Annotated in this window: 9 protein-coding genes; 7 read left to right on the plus strand and 2 right to left on the minus strand. The window is 54.9% G+C overall.

Features of this window, described 5'->3' with window-relative positions; all coding sequences use genetic code 11:
* Positions 1-264: 264 nt before the first annotated feature.
* Positions 265-1,464, plus strand: coding sequence for an alginate export family protein (locus tag ACJJIE_RS17670; RefSeq protein ID WP_444892518.1), 1,200 nt, complete (start codon positions 265-267; stop codon positions 1,462-1,464).
* Positions 1,465-1,560: 96 nt separating this feature from the next.
* Here the strand turns inward: ACJJIE_RS17670 and ACJJIE_RS17675 are convergent, their stop codons facing one another.
* Positions 1,561-2,238 carry a CHRD domain-containing protein gene (locus ACJJIE_RS17675; protein WP_444892519.1) on the minus strand — a complete coding sequence of 226 codons (678 nt, stop codon included), beginning with the start codon at positions 2,236-2,238 and terminating at the stop codon, positions 1,561-1,563.
* A gap of 481 nt (positions 2,239-2,719) precedes the next feature.
* The gene (locus ACJJIE_RS17680; RefSeq protein ID WP_444892520.1) at positions 2,720-4,570 is read right to left on the minus strand and encodes a histidine kinase; all 1,851 of its coding nucleotides are present in this window, start codon (positions 4,568-4,570) and stop codon (positions 2,720-2,722) included.
* Positions 4,571-4,890: 320 nt separating this feature from the next.
* On the opposite strand from ACJJIE_RS17680, the gene ACJJIE_RS17685 reads away from it, so the two are divergent.
* The 6 genes from ACJJIE_RS17685 to can are packed head-to-tail and all read left to right on the plus strand — an operon-like array spanning position 4,891 to position 13,163.
* Entirely contained in the window at positions 4,891-8,661 is a 3,771-nt protein-coding gene (locus ACJJIE_RS17685; protein WP_444892521.1) for a nitrate reductase subunit alpha, read from the plus strand.
* 2 nt (positions 8,662-8,663) lie between these two features.
* Complete coding sequence (narH, locus tag ACJJIE_RS17690; protein ID WP_282930424.1) at positions 8,664-10,211, plus strand: nitrate reductase subunit beta; 1,548 nt, start codon at positions 8,664-8,666, stop codon at positions 10,209-10,211.
* Between the two features lie 19 nt (positions 10,212-10,230).
* A complete protein-coding gene (gene narJ, locus ACJJIE_RS17695; RefSeq protein WP_444892522.1) occupies positions 10,231-10,953 on the plus strand; it encodes a nitrate reductase molybdenum cofactor assembly chaperone in 723 nt (240 codons plus the stop codon).
* A 4-nt stretch (positions 10,954-10,957) separates the two neighbouring features.
* Positions 10,958-11,647, plus strand: a complete 690-nt coding sequence (gene narI / locus ACJJIE_RS17700) for a respiratory nitrate reductase subunit gamma (protein ID WP_282930422.1) — start codon at positions 10,958-10,960, stop codon at positions 11,645-11,647.
* Between the two features lie 54 nt (positions 11,648-11,701).
* Positions 11,702-12,526, plus strand: coding sequence for a peptidylprolyl isomerase (locus ACJJIE_RS17705; protein WP_444892523.1), 825 nt, complete (start codon positions 11,702-11,704; stop codon positions 12,524-12,526).
* A 1-nt stretch (position 12,527) separates the two neighbouring features.
* Positions 12,528-13,163 carry a carbonate dehydratase gene (gene can / locus ACJJIE_RS17710; protein WP_444892524.1) on the plus strand — a complete coding sequence of 212 codons (636 nt, stop codon included), beginning with the start codon at positions 12,528-12,530 and terminating at the stop codon, positions 13,161-13,163.
* Positions 13,164-13,227: the final 64 nt, after the last annotated feature.

The raw sequence follows: 13,227 nt of genomic DNA on the forward strand, positions 1-13,227 counted from the left end.
CTATTTCGTTTTTTGTTAGTAGCCGCTAGCTTTGTATTTTCAACTGCGCTTAATCAATATTTTTTCCCGTAAGAAATTTTTATTCATAAACCTCCGGTAAATCTTTCTAAAAGCGAGGCATCAATCTGATATACATCAATAAATCGCTAGGTACTACGCCTGCATAATTCACTCGCACTGGGATAACTGCTGTGATCGGTAATAGTTTCGATCATATTTGTGCAGTTGCCTTCCACCCAAAATATTTTTGCAAAGGAACGGCGAATGAAACAACAGAAATTGTCCACCGTAATCGCGGCCATCATCCTTGGCATTTCCGGCTCTCAGGGAATTGCAGCAGAGAATGAAAGCGCCACACTCACTGATGCCCTGACTTCAGGGCAGGCGGGGGTAAATCTTCGCTACCGGATAGAAAATGTTGATCAGGACAATATGGACGATGTTGCTATCGCCTCAACCTTGAGAACCCGCCTGAATTGGACCAGTGGCAGTTACCGAGGTTTTGATGCGTTTTTTGAGGTGGATAATATTAGTGAAATTGGCAACGACAATTACAATTCCACCGTGAATGGCAATACCGAGCACCCCGTGGTTGTCGACCCCCAGGGCACAGAGGTTAATCAAGCCTATTTAAAGTACAGTGGTTTTAACTCCATGGTGATTGCTGGTCGACAGCGAATTAACCTGGATGATCAGCGCTTTATCGGTGGCGTGGGTTGGCGCCAGAATGAACAGACGTATGACGGCCTGCGCTACCAATTTGGCGGGGAAGGGGAGTTACAGCTGGATTACAGCTATATCTACAACGTAAACCGTATTTTTGGTGAAGACAGTGACTTATCGGACCTGGATGGGGATATTCAACTGTTTCATGCCAGCTATCCATTGGTAGAAGCGCATAAGTTAACTGCCTTCTTCTACAACTTGGACCTGGATAATGCTGAGAGCTTCTCATCCCGTACTTTCGGTGCCGCTTACCGGGGAGATTTTGGCCTGTTTGAAACTCAGCTGAGTTATGCCCGCCAGGAGGATATCGGCAATAATCCCAGTAATTTTGCAGCCGACTATTACCTTGCTGAAGTTGCCGCGCCATTAGGGCCAGTAAAAGGCAAATTGGGTTATGAAGTTCTGGGTTCTGACGACGGTGTGGGTTTTAGCACACCACTGGCGACACTACACAAATTCCAGGGCTACACAGATAAGTTCATTGAAACTCCAGCGGATGGTGTTGAAGATTTATATCTCGGTGCCAGCTTGGCGCTTGCCGGGGGAGATTTGGGAATTACTTACCACAGTTTTGAGGCCAATGAAGGTTCAGCAGATTACGGGACTGAGTGGAATATCAGTTACGGTCACGAGTTTAATGAATATTTCTCAGCGTTGGTAAAATACGCAGCTTACAATGCAGAAGATTACAGTGAAGATACCGATAAGCTCTGGTTGATGCTTACAGCAAAATTCTGATTTTTGTTAATTAACAATTTTTAGGTAGATATAAAAAAGCTGGGCTTGTATATAACGAAGCCCAGCTTTTTCTTGTCTCAGCAGTAAATTTGTAATCTACTTATCCATTGTTAACAGGCCGGAAACTTCGCCTTTGGGGTCCAGCTGGGTATGCAAGTTAACAAAGACCTTCCCATCCATTAGCGCCTTGCGATAGGGTTCCTCCACCATCCATTTACCCATAATATATCCACTGGTGCCTTCAGCACATTTTTTTGCCAGGCCGTGCTTGCCCTTGTCAGTTTTAGTCTCGGGCCAGTCGGGAACCATACCCGGGTGATTGGGCATTCCGCAGATGGTTTGAATAATTGGGCCACTGGGTTTACCTGGCTTGCAAATAGGGGGCTCTTTGCCATCGCCTGCACATTGCATATGGAAGTGCGACATTGCCACCCCGCCCTTTGATAGATCGCTGTAACCCACCATAAAGTGCAGCATATGTGACTGTTTGTCGTAGGCGCCAATAAAGAAGCCATCGGCATCTTTGGGGGTTTGCGGATTCACCTTCTTGCCGAGCATATTCTCATTAGCGGTGGTTAAGTCAGATTTAAAGATGGTGAACATCTTGTCATTGCCCGCTTTGGACCAGGCTTTCTCACCACCAGCCCCATGCTTGGCAGCTGATGGATCTTTCTCTTTTTTGTTATGGCTATCGGAAACCGTGAATGCAGAATAAGCCAGAAGAAATACTGCCAACATTAAGAAAGTGGCTCTGGGCAATGAACTCAGTTTCATAAACCTCTCCTCTCTATTAAATCGATATAGTCATTGCTTGATGGAATGGTTGGATGCCAGGCCATCAAGGAAGCTGATATTCACCAATGTCATCGGTGTGAATCACGGGATAGGCTAGCGATAAGTACTTGTAGCATATGGGCTCGCAATTGGCCCTCGGGGGTCAATTTAAGAGTCAGTATTTTTGACGATAGCTACTTGGGTGTTGGAGGAGCTTCAGGATGGAAGAGCGTTTGGATAGGTAATAAGGTCGTTGAAGATAGTTACTACTGGGGTGGAAGGAAAGAATACACCGCACTCGAGACACGCAGTGAATACATCCCTGTAACCTCCTAATCGGCATCCATGCCTCATAGGGTTCCGAGTGCGGTGTATTCTCTCTTTCTCCCTTTTTAGTAATAAAGATACTGACGGATTTCGAATGATAGGGGCGGCAATTATGTGCTCGCCCCAAGTGACCTTTCATAAAGGTAGAGAGTTATCACCCCACGTCCTTCCACACCAACTCCCGCTCGCGGGCGTAGAGAGGAATAAAGTTGAAACGCACTTCGGTGCCCCCTTCGTCGCGGCGGCGGATATTCAGATTGCCATTCAGGTTGCTGGCGCGCTCTTGCATGATCGACATACCGAAGTGATTGCGTTTCTCCGGCGCGTTGCTGATACCGATGCCGTTGTCGAGGATACGTACATTGAGGGAGTGGTTGTCGGCCTGGGTCAGGCTGATCTGCACCATGTCGCCCTGGGAGTGGTACACAGCGTTTTGCGAGGCCTCGCGCACCAGTTGTAACAGGTGAATTTCCTCGTGGGGAGTGAGGGGCACCTCGTCCAGATGGTAATCCAGCAGCACATTAATTTGCGGGTGCTGCTCCCGGTAAGCGAGGATAGATTGCTCCAGGATACTGCGCAGGCCGCCGGGACCTATTTGCAGGCGGAAGGTGGTGAGCAGTTCGCGCAGCTGACGGTAAGAGGAATCCAGACCCTCTTTCAGCTCGGTAATAATCTCCTCTACCTTGGACTTGTCCACCTGCTCACTGCGATTGGCGCGGTTGAGTCGGGTAACCTGAATTTTCAGATAGGACAGGGATTGGGCCAGGGAATCGTGTAGCTCCCGAGCGATGATCGCGCGCTCGTCCAGTAGGGCAACACGGCGCTCCTGTGCCTCCCGCTCATTAATAGCGATGGCCGCAGTGACACTGTCGGCAAAGGTAGCCAAGCGTTGTTGCTGTTCTTCATCAAGGCTTTCACCTCGGGGCAGGGTGCAGGTGAGTACGCCGTAATTGCGTTTGTCCACTTCCAGCGGGAATCGGTACACGCGCTGTTGGTCTTCATCAGAGGGGCCGCAGGTGTTTACGCAGATGTGGCATTCACTACCTGTGCACTGAGTGTTGCCGAGCCCCTGTACCAGATGCTCGTAGGGTGCTTCGCCCTCCGGGGTCATCAGACACAGATCCAGGTTGTCCAGGCTGGCGACATTGGCAAACTCTCCAAGCCACTGGCCCAATTCCGCTCCCGAGAGCGGCCCCTCGCTTATCCGTCGAGCCAAGCGGTACTGGAAGTCCAATGCCTCATGGCTCTTCTGTAACTGTGAGGTTTTCAACTCCACGCGATGGGCAAGATCCCGGTGAGTCGCGTGAATTTCATCGCTCATATAATTGATGGTGCGCGCTAAAACCCCCAGCTCGTCCTCGCTGTTAATCTCCAGACGGTTTTGGTTGAAGTCTCCCTGGGCGATGCTCAGGGAGCGGTTGGTCAGCTGCTTGAGAGGCTGCTCCACAGAGCGGTGCAGAATGCACAAAGAGAGATAAACCAGGGTCACAATGGCAAACAGTGAGCCCACCTGGACCAAACGCAGCAGGCTTATTTTTTCCTCGGCGATGGTCTGATAATCGAACACCAATGTATCCACATCACCGATAAAGGGCTCCAGGCGGTTGGCCAATTGCAAGGAGTCCATGGAAGTGCGCCCGGCGGCAATGGACTCCAGCAGTGGGCGGATTTCTCCCTCCCAGCTTTCGATTACCTTGCGGTAATTGCGCGCTGCGGGCAGGTTATCGCTGGCAGTGAAGTCGGAAATGCTGAGTACCCGGGTCAGGCGTGCGGTCACCTCGTCTGCCAACTCAGCTGTGGCTTCGATATCCCCAGAGGGTGCAGTGGCCGCAAGTCGGTAGCTCATAGCCCGCAATGAGCCGGCCAGGTTAACGGCGGCGGCATCGTTTTCGGCGGCATCGGAGATAATATAGGACGCCACCATAGAGCTCAGTGCTACCAGCACAGTGAGCAGCATCAGGGTGCCGATGCGGTAGACGATGGACTGTCGAATTCGGTTCAGCATATCGGATTCACTTCGCCCTGGGGCGGTTGTGGATGGCTGATCTCTATTGTGCCGTCCATTGGCGCACAAAGTTGTGGGTACCACTAAAGATCGCCAGTTTTGCACATAATTTAACCTGGCGCCTGTTTTTTACACAGAGGCCCTGTTATTGCTGGGATAGGGCTCCACCATAGCGGCCCCCTGGCGTCGTTTCCCTACCTATTCGGGGGTAGTTCGTCGCTTTTCTACCCCTTTTTGGTCAGGTGATCCCGCCGTCCCTCCCTTTTATATTCCCGGTAAACCGATGCTTTAACCGCATGCCGATGCCCTGGGAGTACCGCATGAGCCATTTCCTGGACCGACTGAAATATCTGAAGAAACAAAAAGAGCCCTTTTCCGGAGGACACGGGGAAAAGACGAATGACGACCGCAGCTGGGAAGATGGCTACCGTCGTCGCTGGCAGTTCGACAAGATTGTGCGCTCCACCCACGGGGTGAACTGTACCGGCTCTTGCAGCTGGAAGATCTACGTCAAAGACGGCCTGGTCACATGGGAAACCCAGCAGACCGACTACCCGCGCACCCGCCCGGACCTGCCCAACCACGAGCCTCGTGGCTGCCCCCGTGGTGCCAGCTACTCCTGGTATATGTACTCGGCCAACCGCCTCAAGTACCCGAAGATCCGCAAACGTCTGGTAAAACTCTGGCGCGAAGCCAAGTTGAGACACAGCGATCCGGTGGAGGCCTGGGCCAGTATTGTCGAAGACCCGGCCAAGGCGCAGTCCTACAAAGAGCGTCGCGGTATGGGCGGCTTTGTGCGGATCAAGTGGGATGAAGTTAACGAGCTGATTGCCGCTTCCAACGTCTACACCACAAAGAAATACGGTCCCGACCGGGTGACCGGCTTCTCGCCGATTCCCGCCATGTCCATGGTTTCCTACGCCGCTGGTGCTCGTTATCTGTCTCTGATCGGCGGCAACTGTCTGAGTTTCTACGACTGGTACTGCGACCTGCCGCCCGCCTCACCGCAGGTCTGGGGTGAGCAAACCGACGTGCCGGAGTCCGCCGACTGGTACAACTCCAACTACCTGATCGTATGGGGCTCCAATGTGCCTCAAACCCGTACCCCGGATGCGCATTTCCTCAGTGAAGTGCGTTACAAGGGCGCCAAAACCTGTGTGGTCACCCCTGACTACTCAGAGTGCTCCAAGTTTGGCGACACCTGGCTGGCACCGCGCCAGGGTACCGATGCGGCTCTGGCGATGGCCTTCGGCCATGTGATCCTGAAAGAATTCCACGTCGACAAACCCAGCGCCTACTTCACCGAGTATGTGCGCACCACCACCGATATGCCGATGTTGGTGACCCTGGAAGAGCGCGACGGCAAGCTGGTACAGGGCCGATTCCTGCGCGCTTCTGACCTGGCGGACAACCTCGGCCAGGATAACAACCCGGAATGGAAAACTATCGGTGTTAATCACGATGGCCAGCTGGTTTCCCCTCAGGGCTCCATGGGTTATCGCTGGGGAGAGCCCTCAGCGAAAGAAGGCCGTGGCAAGTGGAATATTGAACAGCGCGATGGTCGCAGTGGCGAAGAATTGGAGCTGAAGCTCAGCCTCAAAGACTGCGCCGATGAAATCGCCCAGGTCGCCTTCCCCTATTTCGGTGGCCAGACCCACGAGCACAACTACTTCCAGCATACCGAACACGATGAAGTGATAGACTACAAGGTGCCGGTGAAGCTTGTTCAAAACAAAGATGGCGAGATTCTAAAAGTAGCCAGCGTCTACGACCTGACCCTGGCGAACTACGGTGTCGAGCACGGCCTCGACGACCCCAACTGTGCTCAGAGCTACGACGAAGACAAGCCCTACACACCCGCCTGGCAGGAAAAGGTGACCGGTTGTCGTCGTGAGAATGTCATCCAGGTTGCCCGTGAGTTTGCCAACACCGCCGACAAGACCCGTGGGCGCTCCATGGTAATTCTGGGTGCCGGACTCAACCACTGGTACCACATGGATATGAACTACCGCGGGATCATCAATATGCTGATGATGTGCGGTTGTATCGGCCAGAGCGGCGGTGGTTGGGCCCACTATGTGGGGCAGGAAAAACTGCGTCCGCAGACCGGCTGGACCCCACTCGCGTTCGGTCTCGACTGGCAGCGTCCACCGCGCCATATGAACGGTACCTCCTTCTTCTATAACCACGCCAGCCAATGGCGCTATGAGAAGTTGGAGATGGATGAAGTGGTTTCGCCGCTGGCCGACAAGAGCAAGTGGCAGGCTTCCATCATCGACTACAACAGCCGCGCCGAGCGCATGGGCTGGTTGCCCTCCGCGCCGCAGCTGGGGATCAACCCTCTGCAACTGACTAAAGATGCCGCCGCCGCCGGTATGTCTGCCAAAGACTACACGGTGCAGCAGCTCAAGCGCGGTGCGCTCAAATTCGCCAACCAAGACCCGGATAACCCGCAGAACTTCCCGCGCAATATGTTTATCTGGCGCTCCAACCTGCTCGGCTCTTCTGGTAAGGGCCACGAGTACATGCTGCGCCATCTGCTCGGTACCAAGCATGGTTTGATGGGCAAAGACCTGGGTGAAGAAGGCGGCAAAAAACCAGAAGATGTGGCCTGGCATGACGCCCCCAGTGAGGGCAAAGTGGATCTGCTGGTGACACTGGACTTCCGTATGTCCACCACCTGTCTTTACTCCGACATCGTATTGCCGACGGCCACCTGGTATGAGAAAGACGACCTCAATACCTCAGACATGCACCCCTTTATTCACCCGCTCACCAAGGCGGTGGACCCGGCCTGGGAAGCGCGAAGTGATTGGGAAATTTTCAAAGGCATAGCGAAGGAATTCTCCAACCTGACCGATGGCCACCTGGGGGTGGAAAAGGATCTGGTGACTCTGCCGATCCACCACGATACCCCCGGAGAAATCGCCCAGCCGTTCGGTGTACAGGCTTGGTGGAAAGGCGAGTGCGACCTGATCCCCGGTGTTACCGCGCCGAGCATGATTGAGGTGGAGCGCGACTACCCCAACACCTACAACCGCTTTACCTCTATCGGCCCGCTGCTGGAGAAACTCGGCAACGGCGGTAAGGGCATCAGCTGGAACACTGACGATGAGGTGGACTTCCTCAAGAAGCTCAATCGCACTTGGAAAGACGAAACTGCTCGCGATGGCCGCGCCCGTATCGACAGTGCGGTAGATGCTGCCGAAATGATTCTTTCACTGGCCCCTGAAACCAACGGCCAGGTAGCCGTGAAGGCCTGGGAAGCCCTCGGTGAGATTACCGGTCGCGATCACACCCATTTGGCCAAGCCCAAGGAAGACGAAAAAATTCGCTTCGCCGATATCGTGGCGCAGCCCCGCAAAATTATCTCCTCGCCCACCTGGTCTGGCCTGGAAGATGAGCATGTGAGCTACAACGCCGGCTACACCAATGTGCACGAGTTGATCCCCTGGCGCACCATCACCGGCCGCCAGCAGTTCTACCAGGATCACGAGTGGATGCGTGACTTCGGCGAGAACATGTGTGTGTACAAGCCGCCCATCAACCTGAAAACCGTGCAACCGGTGTTGAACCAGAAGCCCAACGGTAACAAGGAGATCCTGCTGAACTGGATCACCCCGCACCAAAAGTGGGGCATCCACAGCACCTACTCCGACAACCTGCTGATGCTCACCCTGTCCCGTGGTGGACCCATCGTTTGGATGAGTGAGTACGACGCCAAGTTGGCAGGTATTGAAGACAACGATTGGATCGAAATCTTCAACGTCAACGGCGCCATTGCTGCCCGCGCAGTGGTATCTCAACGAGTGCCCGACGGTATGGCCATGATGTATCACGCCCAGGAGCGCATCGTGAATACACCGGGAGCGGAAACTACCGGCACCCGGGGCGGTATCCACAACTCCGTAACCCGCGCGGTGATGAAACCCACCCATATGATCGGTGGCTACGCCCAGCAGTCCTACGGCTTCAACTACTACGGCACTGTGGGCTGTAACCGGGATGAATTTGTGGTGGTCAGGAAAATGAACAAGGTCGATTGGCTGGATGGCGAAGACGTCAAAGAGCCGACGCGAGAGGAGGTGTAGCAATGAAAGTTAGAGCCCAGATAGGCATGGTGCTGAACCTCGATAAATGTATCGGCTGTCACACCTGCTCGGTGACCTGTAAAAATGTGTGGACCTCCCGCGAGGGGGTTGAATACGCCTGGTTCAATAACGTCGAAACCAAACCCGGTGTTGGCTACCCCAAAGAGTGGGAGAACCAGGACAAATGGAACGGCGGCTGGACCCGCAAGAAGAACGGTAAATTGCAGCCGAAGATTGGTGGCAAGCACCGCGTACTAGCCAACCTGTTTGGCAACCCGGATATGCCGGAGATCGACGACTACTACGAGCCGTTCGACTTCGACTATCAGAACCTGCACAAGGCACCGGAGCAGAAACACCAACCGGTAGCCCGTCCGCGCTCGCTGATTACTGGCGAGCGCATGGAAAAAATCGAATGGGGCCCCAACTGGGAAGAGATTCTCGGCACCGAATTCGAGAAGCGTAAAAAGGACAAAAACTTCGAGCAGGTGCAGGCCGACATTTACGGTGAATTTGAAAACACCTTCATGATGTACCTGCCGCGCCTGTGCGAACACTGCCTCAACCCGGCCTGTGTTTCTGCATGCCCCAGCGGCGCCATCTACAAGCGCGAAGAGGACGGCATTGTTCTGATCGATCAGGATAAATGTCGCGGCTGGCGCATGTGCGTATCCGCCTGCCCCTACAAGAAGATTTACTACAACTGGAAAACCGGTAAATCTGAGAAGTGTATCTTCTGTTACCCACGTATCGAGGCGGGTCAGCCAACCATCTGCTCCGAGACCTGTGTGGGCCGTATCCGCTACCTGGGCGTACTGCTCTATGACGCAGACCGCATCGAGGAAGCCGCTTCTGTAGAAGACGAAAAAGCGCTCTACCAGGCCCAGTGCGATATCTTCCTCGACCCCAGCGATCCGAAGGTCCAGGAAGCTGCCCGCGCCGAAGGTATCCCCGAAGCCTGGCTCGAAGCTGCGCAAAAATCTCCGGTGTACAAGATGGCTATCGACTGGCAGATCGCCCTGCCGCTGCACCCGGAATACCGCACCTTGCCCATGGTTTGGTACGTGCCACCCCTGTCTCCGATCCAGAACGCAGTACAGGCCGGCCAAGTGGAAACCGTTACCGTGGGTCGCGGCGCCGAGATCCCCGATCTCTCCACCCTGCGTATCCCGCTGCAATACCTGGCCAACCTGCTCACCGCCGGCGACGAGAAGCCAGTGGCCCGTGCCCTGGAACGCATGATTGTGATGCGCGCCTATATGCGCGGCATCCATGTGGACGGTATTCAGGAGCGCGAACTGCTGGAAGAGGCTGGCCTGACCGTAGCCCAGGTAGAAGAGATGTATCGCTACATGGCACTGGCCAATTACGAGGATCGCTTCGTGGTGCCCTCAAGCCATAAGGCCTACGCCGAAAACGCCTACGACATGAAGTCCTCTTGTGGTTTCAGCTTCGGCAACGGCTGTAGCACCGGCAACGACAGCACCAATATTTTCGGTGGCAAGCAGCACGCAGTGCGCGAAGTAATACCCGCCAAAGTAGTCGACTAAGGTCGAGCGGAGAATACTGATGAAAGTACTAAACCTGATCGCCCGCCTGCTGGATTACCCATCCGATGAGCTGGTGGCGCACCTGGATGAGCTGACCAGCTGGTTGGCTGAATCAGAGGATCTGGATGTTCCGCTGCGCGACAAGCTGCTGGCATTTATCTCTCATTACGAGCGTATGGATGCGCTCGATTGGCAGAGCGAATACGACGGTTTGTTCGAGCGCGGCCGCGCTGTATCCCTGCATATCTTCGAGCATATCCACGGCGAATCCCGTGATCGTGGCCAAGCCATGGTAGACCTGACCGCGCGCTATCGCAGCGCCGGCCTTGAGCTGAATGAGCGCGAACTGCCGGATTACCTGCCCACCTACTTAGAGTTCTGTGCCACCCAGGGGGAAGCAGCCTACGGCTGGGTTCACGATATTACCCATGTGATTGCCCTGTTGAGCGCGCGCTTGTCCAAGCGTGAGAGTCCCTACCACCTGTTGATGGATGCGCTCTTGCAGATGGCAGGGGTATATGTCGATCTGACAGCACTCAAAGAAGAAGTCGCCAACGAAGAACGTGACGATACCCCCGAGGCGCTGGACAAGATCTGGGAGGAAGAGGCCGTTAGCTTTAGCGGCGCCAACAGTTGCGACCAGTCAATAACGCGGCCCAGCAATACGCAGCTGCGCGACGGCCAGCCCCTTAACTGGGCCAACGCCGCGCAGAATTCTGCCCAGCCCGCACCACAGGAGTAACAAGATGAACTATCTGAATACGCTGCTCTTCGCCATTTATCCCTTTGTCGCCCTCACGGTATTTCTGGTGGGTAGCCTGATCCGCTACGACCGGGATCAGTACACCTGGCGTACCGGCTCCAGTCAGCTGCTGGAGCGCAAGCAATTACGCATCGGCAGTTACCTGTTCCATATCGGGGTGATCGCCATTCTCGCGGGCCACTTTGTCGGCCTACTCACACCCAAGGCAGTGTGGCACTTCCTCGGCATTGAAGCTTCCACCAAACAGATGATGGCAATGGGGATCGGTGGTTTCTTCGGGGTGATCTGCTTTATCGGTCTCACCATTCTGGTTAAGCGCCGTCTCACCAACAAGCGCGTACGCGCCACCACTTCCAAAATGGACTTGGCCATACTGCTGATGCTCTACGCGCAATTGATCCTCGGCCTGATCAGTATTGTTGTATCTGCCGGCCATATGGACGGTGCTGAAATGCTCAAACTGATGGCTTGGGCTCAGTCCATTGTCACGCTAGATGGTGCCGGTGCAGCTGCCGCGATTAGCGGAGTGAACATCATTTACAAGCTGCATATTTTCCTCGGCATGACACTGTTCCTGCTGTTCCCCTTCAGCCGCCTGGTACACGTATGGAGTGTTCCGGTGCAGTACTTCCGCCGCAATTACCAGGTAGTTCGCGCCAAAGCCGCGCGCTAATCCCTGCAACTATTAAATGGCCCGCCATGAGCGGGCCCAGTGTGGAGTTGAGTCATGAATACATTACTGGCCACTGATGCTGCCGGCGGCGAATTTGAGATGGCCGAGGTAGTGGCCGTCAACGGAACTGAAATCCCCGCCGACCTGATCTACCAAGAGATGCAGTACCAGCCTGCCGATTCTCCGCGTCAGGCGATCTACTGCGCCGCACGCGCTCTGGTTATCGGCTGGTTGTTACGAGATCGAGCCGCAGGGCAGGGTCTCTGCGCTGCCGACGAAGACTTGCACAGTGAGGCTTTCGATCGCGCAGTCTCAGATCTATTAAAAGGCGAGCTACAGGTGAACCCGGCAACCGACGCCGAGTGCCGCGCTTACTTCGAAGCCCACCCGTATAAGTTCCGCTCCGATCCCCTCGCAGAAGTACGCCATATCCTGATCCCGGCTGCACCGGATGACTCCGAGGCCTGCGCCAAGGCACGCACCGCAGCCGAGAATATGCTGGAACAGATTCGCGCCGACTCCAATCCGCTTCAATCTTTCGCTCGTTTGGCCCAATCCCACTCAGCCTGCTCCTCCTCCGAAGCCGGTGGTAGCCTCGGCCAAGTAGGGCGCGGTGATACCGTCGCCTCCTTCGAGCGCGCAGTGTTCGAGCAGGGCACCGGATTGGTAGCGGAACCCGTGGAGACTCCCTACGGTGTGCACCTGATTTATGTGGAGCAATGCGAACCGGGCCGCCCACTGGAATACGAATATGTCTCGGAGCGAATCGAGGAATACCTGACCGAAAAACGCCGCCGCCGGATGACCAGCGACTACCTGCAAAAAATGGTGCAGGCCGCGCAAATCTCTGGCCTGGATTTATCGGGGGAGGCCCACTGAGGTGGCAGAGATTCGCCAATTGTTCGCGCGCAATCGCGCCTGGGCAGAGGATAGGACGGCACAGGACCCGGAGTTTTTCCAACGCCTGAGCCGCCTGCAAGTACCCAAGTATTTATGGATCGGCTGCTCCGATTCCCGCGTGCCCGCCAACGAGATTGTGGGCATGGCACCGGGGGAGCTGTTCGTTCACCGCAATATCGCCAACGTGGTGGTACACACAGACTTTAATTGCCTCTCGGTGCTGCAATACGCCGTAGAAGTACTCAAGGTGGAACACGTGGTGGTGTGTGGCCATTACGGTTGTGGCGGTGTACAGGCCGCCATGGGCCACAGCGAATGTGGCCTGGTGGATAACTGGTTGCGCCATATCAAGGATGTCTACGCCCGCCACCGGCAAGAGCTGGAATCCCTCGATAAAGAATCCCGCTCAGCGCGCCTTTGTGAATTAAATGTGATGGCGCAGGTACAAAACCTGGCCATGACCAAAATAGTCCAGCACGCCTGGGACCGAGGCCAACGCCTCAGCTTGCATGGCTGGATCTACGATATTCGCGATGGTCTGATTCGGGACCTGGGTATGCGGATGGATGATCGCGGTCAAGTGCCGGAAATTTATCATGTTTATGGTGAGGTGTAGGAGGAGGGGTGAGATTCTTCTCTCAACTTCATGGCTTCTAAAACAGTCTTTTGCCTTGGAGGAG

This window comes from Microbulbifer maximicatervae (SeqCode), from assembly GCF_052467325.1.